Here is a 22597-nt window from a genome sequence, read left to right as displayed (position 1 = left end):
GCTTTGCTGAGCTGGGAAAATGCGTCAGCGGGGCGACCGCAAAATCTAGGGGAAGAACTTCTTCCCCGGGGTTCATAGTCTTCCGCTAGAAATTTCTGGGGGAGGACACCAAGGGTGGGGGAAGAAGTTTCTTCCCCCACTTTCTTGGCCGCTCTTCTCGACTCCGCGTTGCCGACGAAGTCAGAGCGCGATGAGCCCGACGATCACGGCGAGCGCGAGGGCGATCATCACCAAGCCAGCGATGATCACCTCGGGTTCGATCCTGCGCTTCTTGGGGCGCGATGCTCGGACGCGGGCGGATCGTGCGTTGCGGGAGGGCGGTCGCGGTGGGGCGGCCGGCGCGGGTGTTTGCCACGTCGACTGCGGGGGTGGCGCCGTGAACGCCGGCGGAGTGAACGTCCGCGGCGTGAATGTTGGTGCCGGGCTCGGGTGTGGGTTCACCGGCCGCCCGGGCTGCGCCGGGAAGCGATGGTCGCCTCCACTCGGTGCGGCACGGTTCACTGCGGCGCGCAGACCTTCCAGTCGTCACCCGACTTCTGCAGGTTGATGGTGACCAACTCCTGCTCCTGCGGCCGGTTGCCCGGAGCCGCGGGCAGTTCGACGACGGCCTGGTCGCCGTCGACGCGGACCGCCCTGATCTCGCCGAACTGAACGAGTTCGTTGCGCGCCTTCTGTGAGTTGAAGGTCTGCTGGTAGGCCGCCGGATCCTGACTTGCGAAGAAGTCGTGGTCGGTGCCGCAGGTGATCTCGACCAGAGTGGTGAGATCACCGTTCGACAGCGCAGTCGTGTACTGGGTCGCCACCTCGGCCGCTTCGTCCGCCGGGGCGGGCTCGCGGAGGCTGATGAACGCAAAGATGCCGCCAACCACGGCCACGACGATCACGACGGCGGCCACCGCCGCGGCGATCAGCCGGCCCCGACCCTTCTTCTCTTCCGGCTTGGCGCCCTGGATGACCTGCGGTTCGTGTGCGACGGTCGACCATTCGGCAACCGCCGGGGTGTCGGATTTGGTGTCCACGCGCGCAGGCTGCGGGCGCTCGATGACCGCGGTCTTGGCGTCCGAACCGGACGGGTCGGCGATCGCTTCCGTGGCGGGACCGTCGGCCTCGGTGGTGTCGGTCGCTGCGCTGTCCGCGGGGGTGGTATCCGCCTTTGCGGTGTCCGGGAGTGCGATGACCGCGGTCTTCGCATCCGCGCCGGCATCGGCATCGGTGGCGTCTGTGTCTTCCGAGTCGACGGTCTCGGTGGCGTCAGATTCTGTGTCGACAGCTGCGGCGTCGTCTGCCTTGGGTTCGGCAGTGTCGAGGTCTGCCGCAGTTTCTGCCTCGGGCTCGGCCGCCTCGGCCTCTGCTCCCGAGGTGTCCTCCGCCGATTCTTGGGCGGCACCGTCGTCCTCGGCAGCGGGTTCTTCGGCGGCAGATTCCTCGGCGGCGGATTCCTCGGCGGCGGATTCCTCGGTGGCGGATTCCTCGGTGGCGGAATCTTCTGCGACCGGGTCGTGCGCGACGGAATCCTCGGCGGCAGGCTCCTCCGACACTGTTTCATCGGCGACCGATTCTTCGGCAACGGGCTCGTCGGCAACCGGCTCGGCATCAGCCTCTGCTGCATCGGCCTCTGCTGCGTCGGCCTCTACTGCGTCGGACTCTGTTGCGGCGGGCTCCTCCGATTCCGATTCGGGAACGTCGGATTCTGCTGCTGCCGAATCGCTTTCGTCGTCCTTCGACGCGACCGCGGCAGCAACACCGGCGGCTCCGGCAACAGCAGCAACGCCGGCAGCGCCCGCGACCTTCGAGCCCGAGCCGGAGTCCGAGTCCGACTCCGAGTCGGTGGCGTCGTCGGCGCTCTCGGCAATCGGGTCGATGTCGTCGAGGTCCTCGAGGTCGCTGGTGTCGGGCATGTCCTCACGCCGGATCACCGTGGTCTTCGAGTCGCTCGGTCCAAGACGGGCCGGCGCCGCCGACTCGTCGTCGTCGGTGGTGTCGCCGGTGTCGTCGGTGCTCGCGGCGACCGGGTCGATGTCGTCGAGGTCCTCGAGGTCGCTGGTGTCGGGCATGTCTTCACGGCGGATGACCTGGGTCGCGCCATCGATGCCGCGTCCACCCTTCGGCTTCGGCGGTGCCGGAGCCGGATCTTGCTTGTTCCCCGAGTCCTGCTTGTTCCCGGAGTCCTGGCGCTCGGTCGGCGCCGCGCTTTCCTCGTGCGCGGTGTCGGTGTCAGCGGTGTTGTCCGGGGCGAAGTCGGTTTGGGTGGGATCTTCCACGGCTGGGTCGTTGCCCTCTCTGCGGTCGGTGCTCTGATCAAGTGAGCCCGGTGTGACAAATTGCACGGTCTCCGCCGCCGACGGGCCGTTCGACGGCGACGTCGACACGCCGGCGTCCGGTGTGTCGGCAGCAGGTGTGCCGGGGGTGGCGCTAGCCTGAGTACGCCGCCCGGCTGGGTCGGGGGGTCCGCTCCTGCGGCGCGCGCGTCGATCTTCACCGTAACGCCGGATCGCGGCAAAGGCCTTGGTGACAGCTGTCTTTGGCTCGCCGGGTCTGGACATGACCTCATCACCCCGCTTTCACGCGTCTCTGATTAGACACTCGTCGTCGACCATCGCTGACAGTTCGGCCGACCGGCCGGGAGCGATTGCGCCATTCACCCTAGCGAATGGACCCCCGATACAGCACTCGGGCGTTCGGTCGATTCCGGACATATCGGCTAGTCCTGGTCTCGTCCATCCTCGCCTGAGGCGATGATTCAATGGAGACGTGACGTCATTCGGAGATCTTCTGGGCCCACAGCCGGTACTGCTCACCGGCGACGACGAGGCCGAATCTGACCTACTCAATGGTGCGGTACCCGCCGAGGTGGCGGCGGCGCATCCCACTGCGTCCATCGCCTGGGCGTACCTGGCCGAGGCCGCCATCGATGCCGCGGGAACCGGCGACGACGTGGACCTCGGCAAGGTGATCGAGGCATACGCCTACGCCCGGACCGGATACCACCGTGGGCTCGACCAGCTCCGACGCCACGGTTGGAAGGGCTTCGGCCCGGTCCCGTGGAAGCACGAACCGAATCAAGGCTTTCTGCGTGCGGTCGGCGTGCTGGCCCGTGCGGCCCAGGCCATCGGCGAAGAAGACGAGTACCTGCGCTGCCTCGACCTGCTCAACGACAGCGATCCGAGCGCCGCCGCGCACCTCGGCTTGGTGTGATCGCACGCCTGCGCAGGCATTTCAACTCGCTGCCCGCCCCGCTGCGGCAGCGACTTCGGCGGTTGTGGCTGTCGTTTGTGCCGATCGCGCAGTGTTCGCTCGCCGCGGGTGCCGCGTGGTGGGTGGCGATCGAGGTCTTCGGCCATCCGCAACCGTTCTTCGCGCCCATTGCGGCGGTGATCTCGCTGGGACTGTCGCTGAGCCAGCGTTGGCGGCGGTCGGTCGAACTCGTCGGTGGCGTGACGATCGGCATCCTCGTCGGCGACGTGTTCATCTCCCAGGTCGGGTCGGGAACATGGCAGATCGTGGTGGTGGTCGCGCTTGCGATGGCGGTGGCGGTGTTCCTCGACGACGGACCGCTGATCCCGATGCAGGCGGCGTCGTCGGCTGTGCTGGTGGCGACGCTGCTGCCGCCGGGCGGGGTCGCCGGATTCCATCGCGCGATCGACGCCCTGATCGGCGGGGCGATCGGCATCCTGGTTGGCGCACTGCTCCCGGTCAATCCGGCGACGCGGGCCCGGCGGGATGCCGCCGGAGTGCTCGCGACCGTGCGCGACGCCGCTCGGCAACTTGCCGTCGGCCTCAGTACCGGCAATGCCGAAGAGGTGGCGGCGGCGCTGGAGACGGCGCGTGGCACACAGGGCGCTATCAACACGATGCGTTCGGACATGCGTGGCGGCCGTGAGGTGACGCGGGTGTCGCCGCTGTATTGGACGTCGCGGCTGCGTATCCAACGCATCTCGGCGACCGCCGATCCCATTGACAACGCGGTCCGCAACTTTCGCATCATCGCGCGACGCTCGTTGTCGAAGGTGCAGCGCGGCGAGACGGTGCGTCCCGAGATGGTCGAGATCATCACGGACCTCTCGGGTGCCTTCGAGATCCTGCGCAAGATGATGATGGCGGATCCGGGGGAGGAGCCCGACGAGGCCGACGCCGCCCGGGTGCTGCGGACGATCGTGCGCAAGGCCCGTAAAGAACTCGCGGCCGGCGCGGATCTGTCGGAGACGGCCTTGCTGGCCGAGATCCGATCCTTGCTCGTCGACCTCTTGATGGTTGCCGGACTGCGACGATCGTCGGCGGTCGCGACGCTGCGATGATCACTGTCGGAATTAGGTAGACCTAATTCCAATCATTGCAATGCATGCGAACTCATGCATATATTGAGCTGGCTATGGGTCATTCACACGGGCATTCGCACTCACACGGACCAACGCCGACGTCGGCGAGCGGCCGCAGGATCTGGCCGATGGCGGTTGCTGTCGCGCTGATCGGCGGATTCTTTGTGATCGAGCTGATCACCGGGATCGTGGTCAACTCGCTGGCCCTGATCGCCGACGCGGGGCACATGCTCACCGACGTGGTCGCCCTGATGATGGGCCTGGCGGCGTTGTTGCTGGCCCGCCATGGCCGAACGACCGACGCACGCAGCTTTGGCTGGTACCGCGCCGAGGTCTTCACCGCGGTCGCCAACGCCGTGCTCCTCATCGGCGTTGCCGCCTTCGTTCTCTACGAGGCGGTGCGACGCATCGGCACCGATCCCGAGGTTCCTGGCCTGACACTGGTGATCGTCGCGATCATCGGTCTCGCGGTCAACCTCGGTGTCATGCTGCTGCTGAAGGCCGACGCCAAGGAATCGATCGCGGTGCGCGGTGCCTATCTCGAGGTGCTGGCCGACGCCGTCGGCAGTGTCGGGGTGCTCATCGCCGGAGTCGTGGCCATGACCACCGGCTGGGGCTACGCGGATGTGATCGTCGCCGTCCTCATCGCGCTGTGGGTGGTGCCGCGTGCGGTCCGGCTCGCCACCGACGCCCTGCGCATCCTCAACCAGCAGGCTCCCGCGCATGTCGACGTGGAGGCGCTCCGAGCGGACCTGGCTGCGCTCGACGTCGTCGACGATGTGCATGACCTGCACGTATGGTCACTGACGACCGGTATGGACGTCGCCACCGTTCACCTCGGTAGCAGTCATCCCAACGCCGAGGTGCTGCCGGCCGCGCAGGCGGTTCTCGCGCGGTATGGCCTCGACCACGCGACGGTCCAGGTGGATCCGGTCACCCAGCAACGCGCTTGTCGGGAGGAAATGACCTGGTGACGGGTTACCGCCGCTTGTGACTGAAGTGACTAAAGTGGCGAGTGGGATTACCATTTTCGAATGGATCGTCGCCAGTTCCTGACCGTGCTTGCCGCCGGGGCCGCGACCGCGCTGGGCGTCACGGCTCCGGTGGCATCCGCGCAACCGGGCCCGACCATTCGACTGCCCGGGCTGCCGCCCATCTCGCTCCCCGGGGTGCCCCAGGCCGTTCCCGGTGAGCGTCCGTCGCCTGCGGGACTGTTGCCGCCCGACGTGAAGAGCCGCCGACCCTTGCCGCCGAATCCGATCAAGGCGTTGCCCGGGCCGGGCCGGCACATGGCGCTCACGATCGACGACGGCGCCGACTCCGCCGTGGTGGAGTCCTACATCCGTTTCGCCGAGGACACCGGCGCGCGGTTCACCTTCTTCGTCACCGGCTCATATCCGAGCTGGACAGACCACCGAGTGCGGCTGCGTCGGCTCGTCGACTCGGGCCAGATCCAGCTCGGCAATCACACGTGGACGCATCCCAATCTGACCCGGGTGCCCGAGTCGGTGATCGTCGACGAACTGCAGAAGACGAAACGTTTCTTGCGCAACACCTTTGGGGTCGACGGATCGCCGTACTATCGGCCGCCGTATGGGCGTCGCACCAATCGGGTCGACGCGGTCGCCGCCGACGTCGGATATCCCGCGTCGACCGTCTGGTACGGGACGTTGGAGGACTCCCGCGTGATCACCGAGAAGATCCTGATCGAGAACGCGCGCAAGTACTTTCGACCGCAATCGGTGGTGATCGGGCATGCCAACCGCAGGCCGGTGACGCATGTCTACGACGAGCTGGTCGAGATCATTCGCGACCGAAAGTTGCGTCTGGTCACCCTCGACGACTACTTCCTGCCGTTCCGCTGAGCAGTCATTCGGTGGCAGCGACCACGCCGCGCAGGCCGTCCGCGCCGAACAGGGGCTCGAGCATCGAGCTGAAATCCGGTCCGCGACGCAGCATCTGGCCGCCGTCGACGTTGATGACCTGCCCGGTGATCCAGCGCGCGTGATCGCTGAGCAGGAACGTTGCCAGCCAGGCGATGTCCTCGACCTCGCCGACCCGCGGCAGTGGCGTCGCGCCTCGATAATCGGCACTCAGCGTCTCGTCGCCGAGAATGGGTGCGACGAGGTCGGTGCGGATGAGTCCCGGCCGAATCCCGTTGACGCGCACCGAACTCGCGCCGAGTTCGTCGGCGGCCAGCTCGACGAGATGGTCGACCGCCGACTTGGTGACGCCGTAGGCCCCGAACCATCGGTGCGTGTTGCTCGCGGCGATCGACGAGATCGCGACAAAACTGCCGCCGCCAGATCGGACCAATTCACGCGCACTGTGTTTGACGGTGAACATGGTGCCGTTGACGTTGAGGTCGACGGTGCGTTTCCACGCCTCGGTGTCCATCTGGGTGATCGGGCCGATGGTCTCGCTGCCGCCCGCGCACGCCAGCACGCCGTGGAGGCCGTCGCCGTGAGTGACTGCGGATGCCACGGCCGCGGCGACTTGATCTTCGTCCGTCACGTCGGCTGCGTGGCAGTGCACGGCCGAACGGCCGATGTTCTGGTTGATGCGGTCAGCGGTCGCGTCGAGCCGGTCGGCGTCGCGTCCGACGATCGTCACCGCCGCGCCACACTCGGCGAGGTTCGCCGCTACGCCGGCGCCGATTCCGCTACCGCCGCCGGTCACGAGTACTGATTTCTTGGTCATGTCCACGGCGCAATACTAGAACGTGTTCTAGAAATGTCGAGCGATGCTCGCTGGAATCTGTACCTGGGAGCGCGTCCAAGTGCACAGTCCACTTGGTCGGCCTCCTACGTACAGATTCCCCGCAGGCTGGGGTCGGTGGGCGCGGGCGGAAAGGGTCCCGGAAGCGTCAGCGATGGAGTGGGCTGTAGAAGACCAGGCCGTTGCCCTTGTTGTCGTAGACCACGGCACGGCGTTCATGCGCGTCGTCGTACGGGCCTTTGACGATCCCGCCGCCGCTCGCCTCGATGGCCTTCGCTGCACCGTCGACGTCGTCGGTCTTGATCCCGACGACGACCTGCCCGTGGATCGGGTGGTCGACGGCGGTGGCGAGGGCGAGGGTGATGGATCCGCCGTCGAGTGCCGCGAAATGGGCGCCGTCGCGGAACTTCAGTCCCATCCCGAGGGTCTCGCTGTAGAAGTTGATCGACTCGTCGAGATTGTCCGTCGACAAGACGACCATGCGGATGTCGTGGGTGCTCACTAGTGCCTCCTTGAATGGTCTCCCTCGACACTATTGCCCGGGCGAGCGCGAGATCAGAGCATTTCGGCCCAATCCTTCAGCGCCAGAACATGAAGAGGTTCCAGCCGAGGGATGCGAGCACCGACGGCACCCCGGAGAGACCGAACAGCCAGTAGATGAAGTCGAAGAACGCCTCGTTGAGGACCGGGATGAACAGCAGCGCGAACACGATGAGGAACCCGTACGGGGCGATCTTCTCGACCGAGCGTCGGGTGTTGTCGGCGAGGTAGGGCTCGATGGCGCCGTAACCGTCGAACCCGGGCACCGGCAGCAGGTTCAGCACGGCCGCGGTGATCTGCAGGAACGCCAACATCGACAACGCGCCCCACAGGTTGAGGCCGTCGGTGCCCGCGACGAGGAAGCCGCCGATTGTGCCGTAGTCGGCGTCGGACCCGAGGAAGCGGACGAGTCCGAGGAGCAGGGCGCCGAGAACCAGGTTGGTCGCCGGACCGGCCAGCGACACGATGGTGCGCTGCGCCCGGGTGAACCCGGCCTGGTTGACGTAGACGGCACCGCCGGGAAAGCCGATGCCGCCGAGCAGGATGAACAGCAGCGGCAGCACGATCGACAGGCCGGCATGGGCGTAGCGCAACGGATTCAACGTGAGGTAGCCGCGGGTCTCGGTGTTGCGGTCGCCGAACCGGAATGCCGTCACGGCGTGCGCGAACTCGTGCAGGCACAGCGAGATCATCCAGCCGCTCAACACCAGCAGCCAGGTGCCGCCGATGGCCATGCCGTTGCGTCCGGCCTCCGATTGCGCGCACATCCAGCCGCCCAGGATGGTCGCCGCGATCAAGCCGAGGAAGATCGGGCCGGGCCTCACCGCGCGGGCGATGTCGCGCATGCCCGGCCGGATCGGAGTCGCGCTCATTGCTGTGCGAGAGAGGGTCGGACCAACAGCAGGTCGACGTGGTGGCGATAGAACGTCGACCGTTTCACGACGCGCGGATTCACGATGCCCTCCCGTTCGACCACGACGTTGGTGCCGCCGGTCTGCGCGGCCCGTCCGTGGAACCAACGGCCGGGCAGCAGCAGGCGTTCCACCTGGGCGCGCACACCCGGTTCGTCGAGGGTCGGTTCGATGCGGATGCTGCGAACCTCGCCGTCGAAGAGTCGGTCGTTGTCGACGTAGGTCTCGCCGTGCAACTTCGCCCCTTCCGCACCGAGGTGGCGCGCCCGGCCGACCACGACCGTCGCGGCGTCGTCGCGGATGAGGGGGATCGCCTGCGCGGTCCCGTGCTCGGCGAGTTCGCGGGCGGCGGGCCCATGGGGCAGGCCGTAGCGACGGGTCGCGGTGGTGGCCTCGGCCGGAACGTACGCGACCTCGACGTCGAGACGTTCGGCGACCATCAGTGCGGCGATGATCTGTGCGAGAAAGGCGTCGGCCTCGTCGGCGATGGTCGGGGCGACACGGTCGGCAACCCGCGGTTCGACGATGATCCGGCTGACCTCGGCGTCGGCCAGAGCATCGGCGACGGCAGCCTGTGCGGCCTTCTTGTCGTCGGACCGCCAGGCCTGGGTGATGAGCACGAACGACACGCAGATAGCGTATCCACCGGCCAGAACCAGTAGTGTTGGTCAGGTTGTTCAGCGCGTCACATCGAAGGAGCACCCGACATGCCCGCGATCGTGCTTATCGGAGCCCAGTGGGGCGACGAGGGCAAGGGGAAGGCCACCGACCTGCTCGGCGGCAAACTCGACTGGGTTGTCCGCTACCAGGGCGGCAACAACGCCGGGCACACCGTCGTACTGCCCAGCGGCGAGACCTTTGCTCTGCACCTGATTCCGTCCGGCATCCTCACCCCGGGCGTCAACAACGTCATCGGCAACGGCGTGGTCGTCGACCCCGGTGTGCTGCTCACCGAACTGGGCGGACTCGAGGAACGCGACGTCGACACCACCGGCCTGATGATCTCGGCCGACGCGCACCTGCTGATGCCGTACCACGTGGCCATCGACAAGGTGACCGAACGCTTCCTCGGCAACAAGAAGATCGGCACCACCGGACGCGGCATCGGACCCTGCTACCAGGACAAGATCGCCCGCGTCGGCGTGCGCGTCGCCGACGTCCTCGACGAGAAGATCCTCGCCCAGAAGGTCGAGGCCGCGCTCGAACTCAAGAACCAGATCCTGGTGAAGATCTACAACCGGCGGGCCCTGGAGCCCGCGCAGGTGGTCGACGAGGTGATGGCGCAGGCCGAGGGATTCAAGCACCGCATCGCCGACACCCGACTCCTGCTCAACCAGGCCCTCGAAGCCGGGGAGACGGTCCTGCTCGAAGGTTCGCAGGGCACGCTCCTCGACGTCGACCACGGCACGTACCCGTATGTGACGTCGTCGAACCCGACGGCCGGTGGTGCTGCGGTGGGTGCGGGCATCGGCCCCAACAAGATCACCACCGTGCTCGGCATCCTGAAGGCCTACACCACGCGCGTGGGGTCGGGGCCGTTCCCGACCGAGCTCTTCGACGAGTGGGGTGCCTACCTGGCGAAGACGGGCGGCGAGGTCGGCGTCACCACCGGTCGCGCTCGTCGCTGCGGATGGTTCGACGCGGTGATCGCGCGCTACGCCACCCGCGTCAACGGCATCACCGACTACTTCCTCACCAAGCTCGACGTGCTCTCCAGCCTCGACACCGTCCCCATCTGCGTGGCCTACGAGGTCGACGGGGAACGTGTCGAAGACATGCCGATGACCCAGACCGGCTTCCACCACGCCAAGCCCATCTACGAAGAGATGCCCGGCTGGTGGGAAGACATCTCGCAATGCACCACCTTCGACGAACTTCCCAAGAACGCGCAAGACTACATCCTCCGACTCGAAGATCTTGCCGGAGCACACATCTCGTGCGTCGGCGTCGGACCGGGGCGCGATCAGACGATTGTGCGTCGGGCCATCGTCTAGCCGCTGTTCGGCAGCCACGCCCCGTGCAGTCCGGCTGGGACGCGGATGGGGAGGTCGACGGTGGCGAGCGGTCCGGCGGCCGGGTCGTCGGCGCTGAGAACGTAGAAATACGAACGCATGTCGGCAGGATCGGTGCCGATCGCGCCCCAGTAGTCGTGCTCGGTGCCGGGCATGAAGATGGGTTCGCCGATGGCGACACCGGGGCTCCAGCATTCTTCGCGGTCGGCGTTGATGTCGTGGAACCACAGGCTGTCCTGCGATCCACTGTCGAGCGGACCCTTCGACACCGACGCGATACAACGGTGGTCGCGGGTCAGTAGCCGGTCGTCGACGCGGGGGAACTCCATGTCGATGGCGTTGTCGCTGATGACCGCTCGGCTGATCTGCCCGTCGGGGTGGATCACGGCACGGGTGATCGTCGACGCCGCGCGGCGTGGCTGGTCGGTGAATCCGCTGGGGTAGGTCCACTCGACGTAGTCAACGGTCACATCGGGCCCACTATCAAACGCATTGGCGAAATGCCACACCCAGAACGGCTCGGTGGTGATCCAGCGGACCGCGCCACCATCGCGCGGGATCAGCGCGATCCGGGTGCCGTCGTCGGGCCGCCAACTCAGTAGCGAACCACCCGTCATCACTGCTTCGAGGTCGAAGATCAATGGGCACACGAACAGTACGACGTATCGCTGGGTGAGTGCCATGTCGTGGATCATCACCGGTTCGGTCAGTCCGGCGATCGGGGTCGGCGGCCGCACGGTCCGGCCGTCGGCGCCGACCACCGACCAGGTGAGGTATGGCGCCTCCAGTGTGTAGTTGAAGAGCACCATCTCGCCGGTGACGGGATCGATCTTGGGGTGTGCGGTGCTGCCGACCCGCATGGCGTCGTCGCAGTCGGTCTTCGTCAGCGTCGCAAGGTCTTTCGGGTTCAGCAGATACGGCTGATCGGCTTCGGCCATGGCCATCAGCCGCCCACCGTGGCGGACGATGTTGATGTCGGGCAGCTCGCGCACCGTCCCCGCCAGCCGTTCGCCGACATCCTCGGCCGACGGTGTGTAGCCGTCGGTGATGCCCGACCAGATGGCATGTCCCGCAGCCTCTTCGGCGACCACCATCGGCGTCCGGACAAACCGGTTGGTGTACCCGGCACGACCGTCGGCGATGGTGAGGCGGTGAACCATGCCGTCGCCGTCGATGGGGTAGACAAAGGAGCCGATCGGATCGAAGCGGGGGTTGGGGCCGTTGCGGATATAGCTGCCGTCGAGATCGGCGGGGAGCTCTCCGGTGATGCGGAGGTCGGCTACGTCGACCTCCTCGCGCTGGGGTGCGTTCACCCCGGTCAGGTGGCTGTGGTGGGCGAGGTCGACGGGTGCGGGGCGGGCCGGTGCGGTGGTCATGATGGTCTCCGAATCCACGATGAGGGTCAGCGAGTGGGGGCGGGTGCTGTGGCGGCGGTCGGGCCCTCGGCGATGGCCTGAGTGCGCTTGACGGCGAACACGATCAGCGCGATCGGGATCACCCAGTTCAGCAGGATGTTGCCGGGATGGGCACCCGCGACGTCGGCCGAGGCGGCCAGTACACCGGCGATCACGTGGCAGACACCCATGGCGGCCACGGCGCCGGCCCAGATCAGGCTGATCTGACGGTTCTTGGCACGGAAGATCGGGCTATTCCAGTACTGCTTGTCGACGGACTCACGTGCGTACTGCTCGGTGAACGGAATGGTGAACGCCGAGACCGCCATGATCGCGGCCAGGATGAAGGCCGAGCCGCCACGTCCGAAGAACACCAGCGCCTCGTCGACCTGGTGGTTTCCGACGATCCCGACGGCGGCGATCAGTCCGAACAGGACGACCCCGGACACGTCCAGGATCTTCCAGCCGTGCCCCTTCGCTGCCGAGTAGGCGGTCATGCCGAAGGCGATGAGACAGGCCGCGATCGCGGCGAGGGTGACGTGATCGGCGCCGAGGCGTTCGGCGGCAAAGCTGAAGACGAACCAGGGGGCCAGTCCCAGGATCATGGATTTTGCGTTCATCGGGGTTCTCCTACGAGGTGGTTGTTGTTGGTGTCTCCACTCTCGCGTTTCCCGATGACGCAAACATCTGCGTCATGACGGAGTTTTTGCCGCCAACCACGATTACCTACCCGCCACGTACGCGGCCAGCTCGACGCGGGTCCGCAGCCCCAGCTTCGACAGCGCGTGTGACACATGCGTTTGCACGGTCCGTGGTGAGATGAACAGCCGGGCGGCGATCTCGCTGCCCGAGAGCCCGGCCGCCACGAGTTCGGCGACGGTGACCTCGGTCTTGGTGAGGCTCTCCCAGCCGTGCCGCGGCCGGTCGCGGACGGCGTTCGGGTCGATCCGTAATCCCATCGGACGGAGGCGGGAGGCGATTCGCGCCGACATCGTCGTCGCACCCATCGATTGGGTCAGGGTGAGCGCCCGCCCTGCGGCATCGCGGGCCGCGTCCTTGTCTCCCAGAAGTGCTGCAGCACAGGCAGACTCCTCGAGTGCGCTCGCCGTCAACACCATGTTGCCGGAGGAAGCGAGTTGTGCAGCGGTCGCTTGGGCGGTCGTCATCACCGCGGCTGGTTCACCAGAGCGCATCGCACATGCCAACTCGATCGTCGCGGCCATCGTGGGGGTCGGTGCGTGTGGCATCGCGTCGAGCCCGTCGGCGACGAGGTCGAGGAGATCGCTGTCGCGGGCTCGGGTTCCGATTCGCGCGCAGTCGAGCGCGAACACTGCAAGCCAGGTGTAGAGGTGGAGCGATTCGGCGTGCGACCAGGTCTGCGCCGCCAGGTGCGCCGCGGGTCGTAGACGTCGGGTGGATTCGAGCAGCAGCGTCCGCGCGCGTTCGACCTCGGGCATGCCGAACTGATTCCGCAGCGACCTTCGATCCCATTCGTCGAGGCGGGTCGAGGCGGCCGCGATGTCACCACGAAGCACTTCCATGACCGCCTGTCCGCCTTCGGCCAACGACGTCCAGCCCATGTCGGCGGCCGACAGTCGATCCAGGGCGGCGTCCCATGTGGCGGCGGCGTCGTCGAAGTTGCCCAGCGAGAACTCCACGCCACCCTGCGACAGTTCGTGATACGACGTCATCCAGTCGGCGGCGCGGCTGGCACGCAGCTGGCTCATGGCGGTCAGAAGTTCGGCTGCCGCGTTGGGTCCGTGTGCGTACAGTTCGATCAGCGGAGGCCAGACGTCGGCAGACGAGTTGACCGACACAGGCGCCGGCTTGTCGTCGCCCACCCGGCGCGACGCGAGCATGCTCAAGCGCAAGGCTTCGTCGAGGTCGCCGACGAGGAACCGTCGTAACGCCTCGCCGACAACACCCTGCACCGACCGTTTCTGTGCCTCGTTGTCGACGTCGAACAGCGGTGTCAGTGGAATCGGCCGGCTGCCGTCGAGGATGCGGTTGTAGGCGCGCAGGTCGCGGAGGGTCTCGGTGACCTCGTCGCCGACCGGCAATTGCAGTGTCTCGTCGATGAGGTCACAGGCGCGATCGGTGTCGCCCTTGTTGACGAGGGCGAACAGCAGGATGCTGTGCAGACTCGCGATCTCTTCGATGCCGGCGGCATGTGCGAGGCCCTCTGCAGCGACCTCCGAAGCCCGAGCGAGTTGTCCCGAGCGAGCCAGGGCAATCGCGAGGTCGCTGTGTACGCGGGGCGGGGGGCCACCATCGGTGCGGGCGGCGATGCTGTCGAGCAGATCCACGGCGACCGCGGGCGTGTTCTCGAGGTCGATCTCGGCCCGGCGCACCGCGTCGGCGATGGTGGACTCATCGGTGCCTGCGGCGAGAGTGTGGTGAGCGCTCATCTGCGGTTGCGCCGCGACGCTCGGGTGGTTGGCCACCGCGTCGTGCAGCACCGCACGCAGGGTCGGGTCGAGTTGGCTGTAGGTGACGTCGGCGTAGAGGTCGTGGGTGAAGGCGAGGGCTCCGGCGTCGTCGGTGCCGATGATGCCCGCGTCGATGGCGGTCTGCGCCGCGCCGACGAGAGCGGCTGGAGCGGAACCGTCGAGTGCGGCGAGGTCGGCGAGCGTTGCCGGACCGCCCCACACCGCGAGTTTCTGGGCGAGAGCGCGGGCGTCGGGGCCGAGGAGCGCAAGATGGCCGGCGATGACATCGGTTGTCTCGGTGCCCAGGTCGGCGTCGGTGCCGGGGATGACGGACGCGGCGCCGGCCGAGATGTCGAGTCGGTGCGATTGTTCCAGCGAACGCAACAGCGAGATCGCGTGCATGGGATTGCCGCCGGACGTCGAGAGCAGGGCTCGCAGTGCGGAATCCGGCGTCGCACCCAGGTATTCGACGGTCAGCGCATCGAGCTCGGCGTCGGCGAGGGGCGGCAGTTGCCACTCGTGCACGCCGGGGCGGGCGAGGAGCCGGACCAGGAGTTCGCGCTCCGGTAGGTGTCGGCGGCCGAGCAGAATCACCAGTGGTAGATCGCGTGCGGCGCCCGAGAGCCGGAAGATCAGTTCGAGGCTCGCCGCGTCGGCGTTGTGCGCGTCGTCGAGCATCAGGACGAGTGGGCGCTCGGCGCACATCGCGTCGACGAGCGCATAGAGTTTGTCGCCGAACCTTTCGGGTATCGGCGCGGGCAGTTCGGCGCCGAGAAGGTCGGCGGCCACCCCGAACGGCTGTCGCCACGAGAGTTCGTCGGCTCCCGCGAACCGGACCTGCCCCACCAGCCCGTCGGTCAGCGCGCGCAGCGTATGGGTCTTGCCGCTGCCCGGGCCTGCGGTGATGACGAGCGTTCTGGGTACGTCGCGTGTGCCGTCGGAATGCGCGCGGGCCAGCACGGATTCGATCTCGCTCACGATGGTGCGCCGCTCGCTGATCCTCGGCGCGGACATGTGCCCATGCTAATGCGGGTGTGGGGTCGGGGTGCATGAGAAGCTTGCACCCATGCGTGCCAAGCGGGGCAGCCGCGACTACGGCTCGATCCTGCTGGGATCGGTGAACGAGAGCAACTTCCGGCAGCGTGTCCGCATTCAGACCCTCCTGACCGCCTCGATCGTGGTGGCCAACCTCATCGGGGCGATCATGGTGGTGTCGCTGACGGCGGTCGGGATCCCGCAGCCATCGGTGTTCACGCCCGAACTGTGGTGGGTCAACTTCATCGCGGTACCTGTTTACGTCGCGCTCGCCTTTGTGGTCGGCATCCTCTGGGGGACGGTCGTGGTGGTCAGGGATCTGCAGTGGGCGATCCGTGACCGGCCGCCGACTCCGAAAGACGCACGCCGGACGCAGCGGGTGCCGTGGCGACTCACGGCCATTCAGGGAGTGCTGTGGGCGGTGGCCACCGTGATGTTCACGCTGATGTACGGCATCGTCGACCCGCAGCTGATCCCGAAGGCTCTCCTCGTGGTCGGGCTCGGTGGCGTCGTCGTGGTGTCGATCGCGTATCTGCTCATCGACTTCACGCTCCGGCCGGTGGCGGCTGACATCATCTCCGCCGGGTATCGCCGACGCAAGCGCAGCGGGGTGCGTTCCCGGGCCATCGTCTCCTGGCTCATCGGTTCGGCCATTCCCATCGTCGGCATCCTGGTTCTCGTGGCCTTCGGACTCGCTCGCGACGAGACCACCAAACTGGATCTGTTCGTCGGGGTCACGGTGCTCGGCCTCGTCGCACTGTTCACGGGCCTGCTGCTCACCTTTCTGTCGAGTCTGAGCATCACCGGACCCATCCGCAGCGTCCGCGCGGGCATGAACAAGGTGCAGTCGGGCAACCTCGACGACGCCGACCTCGTCGTCTACGACGGCACCGAACTCGGTGACCTCCAGGTCGGTTTCAACACGATGGTCGGTGGACTGCGCGAGCGCGAGCGGATGCGCGACCTGTTCGGGCGGCACGTCGGCCACGACGTCGCCGAGGCAGCGCTGAGCTCCGACCCCGAACTCGGCGGCACCGAGCGCACGGTCGCAACCCTGTTCGTCGACGTGATCGGCTCGACAACGCTTGCCGCCGAACGCAATCCGACCGAGGTGGTGGAGATCCTCAACAAGTTCTTCGCGGTGATCGTGGCGTCGGTGGAGAACCGTCGGGGCCTGGTCAACAAATTCGAGGGCGACGCGGTGCTCGCGATCTTCGGGGCGCCCATCGACCTCGACGATGCTGCGGGTGCCGCGCTGGCCGCGGCCCGGCAGATCGCCGCGGACCTGGCCATCGAAGTGCCGGAGCTGTCGGCCGGCATCGGGGTCAGCCACGGGCCGGTCGTCGCCGGAAACGTCGGCGCGATAGAACGATTCGAGTACACCGTGATCGGCGACCCGGTCAACGAGAGCGCACGACTGTCGGAGCTGGCCAAGCGTGACTCGAGTCGGCCGTTGGCGTCGGGACGGGCGGTGGATGCTGCGTCGGAGAAGGAGCAATCTCGTTGGGAGCGCGAGGAATCGACGTCACTGCGGGGCCGTACCGAGGAGACCGTGGTGTACGCGGCTCAGACGTCGGAGTAGCGGCGGGTATCCGCGTCGGCGGGCTGTTCGTCGGCCGGGCCCGACAGCCGTCCGAGCATGACGGTGGCCGCCGCCATCACGGCGAGCGCTGTGACGACGGCGATGTCGCCTGCGGTGTCAACCCGTAGGCCCTCCTGATAGATGGTCAGTCCCAACGCCATTGCCACCACCGGCTTGAGGACTGTGACGGTGGGAAGGCTGGTCTGCACGGAACCGGCCTGATAGCTCGATTGCTGCCAGAGCGTGCCCAGTGTCGCGGCTACCGCCATCGCCCAGAACTCCCAGCCGAGCAGACCGTGCATCAGTCCGTCGTCGAAGCCCGAGATGGCCGTCTTGGTCAGCGGGGCCGAGACGCCGAGCAGGACACCGGCGGCGATCGCCAGCGTCAGCGAACGTGACACCCCGTGCGGTAGCCGCGACCCGACGCCGACACCGACCGCGACGAGCGGGATGATGATCGCGAGCGGAATGATCCAGTGCGCGAACGACGGTTCGTCGATGCCTTCCGTTGGTTGCCCGAGCACTATGAACACAACAAGTGACGCAAAAAGCAGTGCAGCCCAGAACCACTCGCGTGCCACCAGGCGTCGCTTCTCGGTGACGGCGGCGAGTGGCAGCGCAAACAGCAAGGTGCTCACCAGCAGCGGCTGCACCAGCATGAGGCTGCCCACCGCCAGTGCCCACGCCTGCACCACGAATCCGAGAATGTCGGCAGCAATGCCCATCAGCCACGTCTTGCGTCTGGCCAGGGTCACCAGGAATCCCGCACCGGTGGCGCCCTCCGTCGGCAGACCTCGCGTACCCTGCGCTTGCCAGACCGACGCGACGGCAAACAGCAGCGCGGCGGTCAACGCGAGGATGATCGGCAGGATCACGTGGCATCCTCCTGGATGGGTAGATCTGTCAGACCGTCATCGGAGCTCGGTACGAGTGAGGATATCGAGAAGCTCCCGATTGATGAACAATCGATCGCGTCCGGCGCGTACATCTTCCAGCAGGCCGGCCTCGGCGAGGGCGTTGAGCCATTTCGTTGCGGTGGGACGCGACACGCCGCACCGTTCGACGACGGTCGAGATGCGGCAATAGGGCTGCTCGAACAAGACGGCCATCAGCTCGACATCGACGCTGCCGCGTGTGAACTCCCGTGCCCGTTGCGCGTACGTGTCTTCGAGTTCGCGGATCGCGGCGATCTTGCGGAGCGTGGACTCGGAGGAAAGCTCCACTCCCCGAAGCATGTACAGCAGCCATTCCTCCCACGCCTCCTCGGCGGTGACGGCCAGGAGTAGCCGGTAGTAGTCGGCCTTGGTGGCGATGATGTAGCGCGAAAGGTAGAGGATAGGCGACTCGAGCAGTCCGGACTGCCGGAGGAACAAGATGTTCAGGATGCGTCCGGTTCGGCCGTTACCGTCGGCGAACGGATGAATCGCCTCGAACTGATAGTGGCCTACGGTCATCCGGATCAGTGGATCGAGTCCGTCGTCGGCGTGGATGTAGGTCTCCCACTCGTGGAGCTTTTGTGCGACGACGTCTTGTCCCTCGGGTGGGCTGTAGGTGACTGCACCGGTCACTGGGTGCGCCAGGCGCGTGCCGGGGAGATCCCGTACTCGCATGTCGTGGCCTTTGATGGTGCTGCACACCGTGATCGCAGTCGCCGAGGTGATCGGACGATTCAGCGTCTCGTCGAAGCCGACGCGCAGGGCAGTCCGATACCTCAGCGCCTCCCGCGTCGCGGAGTCCGCGCCGTCGTCGTCGTCGAGGAACCTGAACAGATCGTCGGTGGTGGTGACGATGTTCTCGATCTCCGAGCTCGCCTGCGCCTCGATCAGCGGGATCGTGTTGATCAACACTGTGGGGTTCGGAATCGAGATCGCCGCCTGGTCGAGCCGGGCCAGCGACCGGTTCGCGGAGATGGCAGCCTTCAGGACGGATGCGGTCTCCACCTCGTTGGACGCGGGTGGCGGCGGAAGCGCGTTGTACGGCTTCTCCGGATTCCACCTGGTCACGGACCCAAGCCTGACACGCGTGGACGTGACATGTAAAGATTTCCAAGAATTCTTTACATGTCCGTGGCGACGTGTACACAGTCTTTGCACGTCGCCCGCGTTCCGCGGAACGCTGCTCACCGGGCGCCGACGCGTTGTCGCGGCATCAGCCGACCGTCGTTGCGCTCGATGACCACAGCCAGCACATACAGCGCTGCGCCTTTGAGGGTAGCGTTCTACCTGAACCTGTCTAGAAGGGTAGAAGATGGCGCTCAACATCAAGGATGAGAAAGTTCATGCTCTCGTGAAGGAGATCTCCGCTCTGACCGGGGACAGTCAGACTGCCGTGGTCCGACGCGCCGTCGAGCAGTTGCACCTGCGAGTCCAGGCACAGTCGGGTCGTGGTGAAGAAATTCGCCGGAGCGGTGCCCGGATCGGGGCGCAACTCGTACCGTTGGAGCCCGGCGAGGACCCGACTGCATTTCTGTATGACGACCGAGGTCTACCCGCATGATTGTGGACACCTCAGCAGTGATGGCGGTGGTGTTCGACGAAGAGGATGCAGAGACTTACGCCGCTGCTCTTGCCCTTGGTGGCCTCCGGATGTCGGCCGGCACCTATCTTGAGTGCTGCATCGTGATGGACCAGCGCGGAACACCGCAAACGAGCCGAGAGTTCGATGCATGGTTCGCTGACATCGGCGTGCAGGTGGAACCGACTTCGGTGGCGGAGATCGGCATAGGTCGGCAAGCGTATCGGGACTTTGGGCGAGGCAGCGGGCACCCCGCCAAGCTGAATTTCGGTGACTGCTTTTCGTATGCATTGGCAATTCACAGGAATGAGTCGCTTCTGTGGAAGGGCGACGACTTCTCACACACCGGCGTCAGGTCTGCGTTGGACGAAATCTATGAACATGGCGAGGAGTATCGCGCCCCAAAGTCGTGATGAACCCGAACCGAACTGTATAGGCACCCAGCCCACAGACTCCGCGTGTGGATAGTTTTGTCGGCCCGAGAATTCTTGTCGTACCCCTCTGCGTGCATTTCGCCGTGCCACCCGCCACCGCCGGACGGTGGATGACGCTGGGCGCCCTGCTCCAAGACCATCTGGAGATCTGGATACCCACCCTCGCCGAAGGACGCGCGGTCATCTGGCGACACGCAGCGAGCGGGAGGACGATCATCACCTGGCCGTAGCTTTCGGTAGTGCCAATACTGTTGGGATGCTTGCCCTTCGAGGTCCTCGGCTAGCGCCTCGGGCACCCTTCGAGACGCTCGCAACCTCGCTCCTCAAGGGCGGCGCCTCAGGGAGCGAAGGAAGGCTCCTCGCTAACTGCAAGCGCTCCACCTCAGTGTTGCGGCCACCGGGTGGCGTCGTGACCAGGCAAATAGGCGGCCCGGAGCCTCCGCGCGGCCGGCGCCCGCGACAACTGGAGCCGAATCGGAGAACGCGAGTGCTGCAGCACTCGCGTTCTCCAACTCAACTCGAGTTCTCGCAGGACGACGCGAGAAATGGCCAGACCGAAGCCCAAGCCGCGCCCGACTTGGGCGGTGATGTGCCATGGGTGGCCTCAGACCACACCCTGTGCCGAGTCGGGTCAACCGTGTGCTGCAGCACACAGATTCTCCAACAGGACACAGAGTGTCGGGAGCGACGCCTCGGCAGGCTGAATTTGCCCAGGTCATCGGTCGTGCTCACGCCTCGCGATCGACTTGCGCTTCGGCGAAGTCCAACTGACGCAGTGCCATTCGGAGGACCTCGTCGCCGATGCGGCCGGCGGCGTGTTCGTCGATGAAGACCGACCGCTGGACTTTGAGGACGTCGAGGCGCATGCGGGCACCGGCGGCGGTGGGGCTCTCGCCAATGGTCTCGGGTCCGCGGCCGAGTTCTTCCCACGCCGAATTGCGTTGGGTGGTGACCCATTTGCGGAGCATCATCACCTGGAGTCGTCGGGGGTCGTCGTCACCGATGTCGGCGGCGTACCCGTCGAGGACCTGCTCGGCCTCGCGGCTCGCCCGGTCCTGCGCGGCCGCGTAGGCCAGACGATCGGCGGACTCGTCGTCCGTCGACACCCCGAGGCGCCGGATCACCCACGGCAGCGTGGTGCCCTGGATCAGCAGGGTGCCGATCACCACCACAAAGGTGAGGAACAGAATCTCGGGCCGGCCTGGGAAATCCTCACCGGTCTGCTCCACCGTCAATGGGATGGCGAAGGCCGCGGCAAGCGAGACCACGCCGCGCATACCCGACCACGCCACCACGAACACCCACCCAGGCGGCGGAATGCCCTCGCGGGCACGGATCTTCGCCGAGAACAATCGCGGCAGGTAGGTGGCCGGATACACCCAGACGAATCGGATCAGGATGGTGGCGGCCAGCACTGCCGCTGCATCGATGGACACCTGCACCCACGACTCGCCGGACAAACCCTCGATCAGGAAGGGCATCTGCAGTCCGATGAGCAGGAAGACGAACGCCTCGAGGATCGCGTCGATCGACTTGCGCACCGCCTCGTCCTGCAGGCGGGTTGCGTAACCCGCACGGACCGAACGCGATCCGAGGAACAGTCCGGCGGTGACCACCGCGATGACGCCCGACGCGTGGGCCTCCTCTGCGGCGAAATACGTCGCGAACGACACCATGATCCCGATCGCCGTCTCCATCGGCGGATCGTCGAGCCAGGTGCGCAGCCACGACACCGCGAACCCGATGACCAGCCCGATCACCACCCCGCCCACGGCCGCGAGAGCAAACATCGCCAGCCCTTCGGCAAGGCTTGCGGTGGCGCCGACCGCGACCACCGCGATCCGGAACGCAGTGAGCGCGGTGGCGTCGTTCAGGAGGCTCTCGCCGCCCAGCAGCGTCATGATCCGCCGGGGCAACCCGAGACGACGACCGATCGCCTGCGCCGACACCGCGTCGGGCGGTGCGACGACCGCACCGAGCACCATGGCGGCCGCGAGCGGCAGATTGGGCACGGTCCAGTACGCGACCAGACCGACCACCAGCGTCGTGAACAGCGGAAGACCGACGGCCAACAGTCCGATCGCCCGCCGATTCGCGCGGATGGCCTGGTAGGAGCTGTCCTGGGCGGCCGAGTAGAGCAGCGGCGGCAAGATCAGGAACAGCACCAGGTCGGGTTCGAGCATCACTTCGGGCACACCGGGTATCCAGCCCACCGCGAGGCCGACCGTGACCAGGACCAGTGGGGCGGACAACCCGTACCGGCGGCACAGCGCCGCGATGGGTACCGCGGCGACCGCGACCAGCAGCAGCTCAGGACTCACCCGTCGAAGAGTAGTGGGCGGGGATAATGGCGGCCATGCGTATTTTCGGAAGGCAACGACCCAGCCGTTCGGGAGCGGACTCCGGCACTGCCTCGGCGGCACGGTGTCCGGAGCTCGGCGAGATCGGAGTCGACGCGGGCACCGACCCGGCGCCCCGGACCGGAGACTCTCGGGTGTGCGAAGGCTGCGTCGCGCTCGGCGAGGATCATTGGGCGCACCTGCGTATGTGCTTGACTTGCGGACATGTGGGTTGCTGCGACTCCAGCCCCCGCCGTCACGCGACCGGGCATTTCGAGGCGACCGGGCATCCGGTCATGCGTTCGGCAGAGCCCGGCGAGGCGTGGCGCTGGTGCTACATCCATGAGGTGATGGGATGACAGACGGGGAACGT

General features: G+C 66.6%; 22 protein-coding genes. 10 read left to right on the top strand and 12 right to left on the bottom strand.

The window, feature by feature from the left end; genetic code table 11:
* Window positions 1-180 precede the first annotated feature (180 nt).
* Together MKW15_RS14405 and MKW15_RS14400 are read right to left on the bottom strand one after the other, a co-directional pair.
* The gene (locus tag MKW15_RS14405) at window positions 181-501 is read right to left on the bottom strand and encodes a hypothetical protein (RefSeq protein ID WP_240859364.1); all 321 of its coding nucleotides are present in this window, start codon (window positions 499-501) and stop codon (window positions 181-183) included.
* Window positions 498-2261 carry an Rv0361 family membrane protein gene (locus MKW15_RS14400; RefSeq protein WP_240859361.1) on the bottom strand — a complete coding sequence of 588 codons (1764 nt, stop codon included), beginning with the start codon at window positions 2259-2261 and terminating at the stop codon, window positions 498-500. The genes MKW15_RS14405 and MKW15_RS14400 overlap by 4 nt, the downstream gene beginning before the upstream one ends.
* 490 nt (window positions 2262-2751) lie before the next feature.
* On the opposite strand from MKW15_RS14400, the gene MKW15_RS14395 reads away from it, so the two are divergent.
* The 4 genes from MKW15_RS14395 (at window position 2752) to MKW15_RS14380 (ending at window position 6181) form a co-directional block, all read left to right on the top strand.
* Complete coding sequence (locus MKW15_RS14395; protein WP_240859359.1) at window positions 2752-3195, top strand: DUF3151 domain-containing protein; 444 nt, start codon at window positions 2752-2754, stop codon at window positions 3193-3195.
* Window positions 3192-4295 (top strand): FUSC family protein, encoded by a 1104-nt coding sequence (locus MKW15_RS14390; RefSeq protein WP_240859357.1) that lies wholly within the window; start codon window positions 3192-3194, stop codon window positions 4293-4295. Before MKW15_RS14395 ends, MKW15_RS14390 begins: the two co-directional genes overlap by 4 nt.
* A gap of 74 nt (window positions 4296-4369) precedes the next feature.
* Window positions 4370-5290: a cation diffusion facilitator family transporter gene (locus tag MKW15_RS14385; protein WP_240859356.1), complete on the top strand. Its 921-nt coding sequence runs from the start codon at window positions 4370-4372 to the stop codon at window positions 5288-5290.
* 60 nt (window positions 5291-5350) lie between these two features.
* Window positions 5351-6181, top strand: coding sequence for a polysaccharide deacetylase family protein (locus tag MKW15_RS14380; protein WP_240859353.1), 831 nt, complete (start codon window positions 5351-5353; stop codon window positions 6179-6181).
* A gap of 4 nt (window positions 6182-6185) precedes the next feature.
* On the opposite strand, the gene MKW15_RS14375 is transcribed toward MKW15_RS14380, so the two are convergent.
* The 4 genes from MKW15_RS14375 to MKW15_RS14360 form a co-directional block, all read right to left on the bottom strand.
* The gene (locus MKW15_RS14375; RefSeq protein ID WP_240859352.1) at window positions 6186-7016 is read right to left on the bottom strand and encodes an SDR family oxidoreductase; all 831 of its coding nucleotides are present in this window, start codon (window positions 7014-7016) and stop codon (window positions 6186-6188) included.
* Between the two features lie 166 nt (window positions 7017-7182).
* Window positions 7183-7536: a VOC family protein gene (locus MKW15_RS14370; RefSeq protein ID WP_240859350.1), complete on the bottom strand. Its 354-nt coding sequence runs from the start codon at window positions 7534-7536 to the stop codon at window positions 7183-7185.
* Window positions 7537-7612: 76 nt separating this feature from the next.
* Window positions 7613-8446, bottom strand: a complete 834-nt coding sequence (locus MKW15_RS14365; RefSeq protein WP_240859348.1) for a site-2 protease family protein — start codon at window positions 8444-8446, stop codon at window positions 7613-7615.
* Complete coding sequence (locus MKW15_RS14360; protein WP_240859346.1) at window positions 8443-9114, bottom strand: hypothetical protein; 672 nt, start codon at window positions 9112-9114, stop codon at window positions 8443-8445. The genes MKW15_RS14365 and MKW15_RS14360 overlap by 4 nt, the downstream gene beginning before the upstream one ends.
* A gap of 78 nt (window positions 9115-9192) precedes the next feature.
* Between MKW15_RS14360 and MKW15_RS14355 the strand changes: the two genes are divergently transcribed.
* Window positions 9193-10479 (top strand): adenylosuccinate synthase, encoded by a 1287-nt coding sequence (locus tag MKW15_RS14355; protein ID WP_240859344.1) that lies wholly within the window; start codon window positions 9193-9195, stop codon window positions 10477-10479.
* Here MKW15_RS14355 and MKW15_RS14350 read toward each other — a convergent pair.
* From MKW15_RS14350 to MKW15_RS24440, 3 genes are all read right to left on the bottom strand, one after another.
* Window positions 10476-11873: a carotenoid oxygenase family protein gene (locus MKW15_RS14350; RefSeq protein WP_240859343.1), complete on the bottom strand. Its 1398-nt coding sequence runs from the start codon at window positions 11871-11873 to the stop codon at window positions 10476-10478. The genes MKW15_RS14355 and MKW15_RS14350 overlap by 4 nt on opposite strands.
* Window positions 11874-11899: 26 nt before the next feature.
* Window positions 11900-12511 (bottom strand): hypothetical protein, encoded by a 612-nt coding sequence (locus tag MKW15_RS14345; RefSeq protein ID WP_240859340.1) that lies wholly within the window; start codon window positions 12509-12511, stop codon window positions 11900-11902.
* Between the two features lie 102 nt (window positions 12512-12613).
* Window positions 12614-15334: a helix-turn-helix transcriptional regulator gene (locus MKW15_RS24440; RefSeq protein ID WP_276614996.1), complete on the bottom strand. Its 2721-nt coding sequence runs from the start codon at window positions 15332-15334 to the stop codon at window positions 12614-12616.
* Window positions 15335-15386: 52 nt separating this feature from the next.
* On the opposite strand from MKW15_RS24440, the gene MKW15_RS14330 reads away from it, so the two are divergent.
* Entirely contained in the window at window positions 15387-16937 is a 1551-nt protein-coding gene (locus MKW15_RS14330) for an adenylate/guanylate cyclase domain-containing protein (protein ID WP_240859338.1), read from the top strand.
* Here MKW15_RS14330 and MKW15_RS14325 read toward each other — a convergent pair.
* Window positions 16922-17812 (bottom strand): DMT family transporter, encoded by an 891-nt coding sequence (locus MKW15_RS14325; protein ID WP_240859337.1) that lies wholly within the window; start codon window positions 17810-17812, stop codon window positions 16922-16924. The genes MKW15_RS14330 and MKW15_RS14325 overlap by 16 nt on opposite strands.
* 36 nt (window positions 17813-17848) lie before the next feature.
* Window positions 17849-18940, bottom strand: a complete 1092-nt coding sequence (locus tag MKW15_RS14320; protein ID WP_240859335.1) for a Fic family protein — start codon at window positions 18938-18940, stop codon at window positions 17849-17851.
* A 244-nt stretch (window positions 18941-19184) separates the two neighbouring features.
* Here MKW15_RS14320 and MKW15_RS24670 point away from each other — a divergent pair, with 244 nt between their 5' ends.
* Genes MKW15_RS24670 through MKW15_RS14310 form a run of 3 tightly spaced genes read left to right on the top strand, consistent with a single transcriptional unit; the run spans window position 19185 to window position 20115 of the window.
* Window positions 19185-19433 carry a type II toxin-antitoxin system VapB family antitoxin gene (locus MKW15_RS24670; RefSeq protein WP_355279609.1) on the top strand — a complete coding sequence of 83 codons (249 nt, stop codon included), beginning with the start codon at window positions 19185-19187 and terminating at the stop codon, window positions 19431-19433.
* Window positions 19430-19864, top strand: a complete 435-nt coding sequence (locus MKW15_RS14315) for a type II toxin-antitoxin system VapC family toxin (RefSeq protein WP_240859329.1) — start codon at window positions 19430-19432, stop codon at window positions 19862-19864. The genes MKW15_RS24670 and MKW15_RS14315 overlap by 4 nt, the downstream gene beginning before the upstream one ends.
* A gap of 47 nt (window positions 19865-19911) precedes the next feature.
* Window positions 19912-20115 carry a hypothetical protein gene (locus MKW15_RS14310; RefSeq protein WP_240859326.1) on the top strand — a complete coding sequence of 68 codons (204 nt, stop codon included), beginning with the start codon at window positions 19912-19914 and terminating at the stop codon, window positions 20113-20115.
* A gap of 498 nt (window positions 20116-20613) precedes the next feature.
* Here MKW15_RS14310 and MKW15_RS14305 read toward each other — a convergent pair whose 3' ends face one another.
* Window positions 20614-22206, bottom strand: a complete 1593-nt coding sequence (locus tag MKW15_RS14305; protein ID WP_240859320.1) for a Na+/H+ antiporter — start codon at window positions 22204-22206, stop codon at window positions 20614-20616.
* A gap of 35 nt (window positions 22207-22241) precedes the next feature.
* Between MKW15_RS14305 and MKW15_RS14300 the strand changes: the two genes are divergently transcribed.
* A complete protein-coding gene (locus tag MKW15_RS14300; RefSeq protein ID WP_240859318.1) occupies window positions 22242-22583 on the top strand; it encodes a UBP-type zinc finger domain-containing protein in 342 nt (113 codons plus the stop codon).
* Window positions 22584-22597: the final 14 nt, after the last annotated feature.

It is taken from the genome of Gordonia gummivorans, assembly GCF_022513585.1.
Classification (GTDB): domain Bacteria; phylum Actinomycetota; class Actinomycetes; order Mycobacteriales; family Mycobacteriaceae; genus Gordonia.
This window is presented reverse-complemented; position numbering and strand designations above follow the sequence as displayed.

Bases quoted from the DNA above. Each gene is read 5' to 3' on its own strand.
- MKW15_RS14385 (WP_240859356.1), top strand. From the start codon at position 4,370: ATGGGTCATTCACACGGGCATTCGCACTCACACGGACCAACGCCGACG.
- MKW15_RS14380 (WP_240859353.1), top strand. From the start codon at position 5,351: ATGGATCGTCGCCAGTTCCTGACCGTGCTTGCCGCCGGGGCCGCGACC.
- MKW15_RS14375 (WP_240859352.1), bottom strand. From the start codon at position 7,016: ATGACCAAGAAATCAGTACTCGTGACCGGCGGCGGTAGCGGAATCGGC.
- MKW15_RS14365 (WP_240859348.1), bottom strand. From the start codon at position 8,446: ATGAGCGCGACTCCGATCCGGCCGGGCATGCGCGACATCGCCCGCGCG.
- MKW15_RS14355 (WP_240859344.1), top strand. From the start codon at position 9,193: ATGCCCGCGATCGTGCTTATCGGAGCCCAGTGGGGCGACGAGGGCAAG.
- MKW15_RS14350 (WP_240859343.1), bottom strand. From the start codon at position 11,873: ATGACCACCGCACCGGCCCGCCCCGCACCCGTCGACCTCGCCCACCAC.
- MKW15_RS14345 (WP_240859340.1), bottom strand. From the start codon at position 12,511: ATGAACGCAAAATCCATGATCCTGGGACTGGCCCCCTGGTTCGTCTTC.
- MKW15_RS24440 (WP_276614996.1), bottom strand. From the start codon at position 15,334: ATGTCCGCGCCGAGGATCAGCGAGCGGCGCACCATCGTGAGCGAGATC.
- MKW15_RS14330 (WP_240859338.1), top strand. From the start codon at position 15,387: ATGCGTGCCAAGCGGGGCAGCCGCGACTACGGCTCGATCCTGCTGGGA.
- MKW15_RS24670 (WP_355279609.1), top strand. From the start codon at position 19,185: ATGGCGCTCAACATCAAGGATGAGAAAGTTCATGCTCTCGTGAAGGAG.
- MKW15_RS14315 (WP_240859329.1), top strand. From the start codon at position 19,430: ATGATTGTGGACACCTCAGCAGTGATGGCGGTGGTGTTCGACGAAGAG.
- MKW15_RS14300 (WP_240859318.1), top strand. From the start codon at position 22,242: ATGCGTATTTTCGGAAGGCAACGACCCAGCCGTTCGGGAGCGGACTCC.